The 257-nt window shown below is 62.3% G+C and carries 1 protein-coding gene; it reads right to left on the bottom strand.

Annotation, left to right across the window (positions count from 1 at the left end):
• Positions 1-257 (bottom strand): condensation domain-containing protein (locus tag AYK65_RS31130; RefSeq protein WP_172402096.1); only part of this gene is annotated, 257 nt, incomplete at both ends.

Raw genomic sequence — 257 nt, 5'->3', positions numbered from 1 at the left:
CCGCGCGCAAGATCGAACGGTGTCCTTGCTTCTTCTTCGCACAGGGCCGAAAGCAAAACCTCGGCATCCGTCTCTCCCCGAAGGTCGTCTTCGACCACCGGCAATCGCGTGTCCGCTGATAAAATCTGGACCTGCGGGTCATCCTCTCCGGCGACGAACGTCGAGCGCAGCGCCTCGTGACGGGCAAACAGCTGATCAAGGCTGCGCCGCCATGCGACATGATCGAGCTTGCCGCGCAATCGCCAGCCCAGGGGAAT

It is taken from the genome of Ensifer aridi, from assembly GCF_002078505.1.
Taxonomy (GTDB): domain Bacteria; phylum Pseudomonadota; class Alphaproteobacteria; order Rhizobiales; family Rhizobiaceae; genus Sinorhizobium; species Sinorhizobium aridi.
The sequence above is the reverse complement of the archived record's forward strand: the minus strand, read 5'-3'. Positions and strand labels throughout refer to the sequence as shown.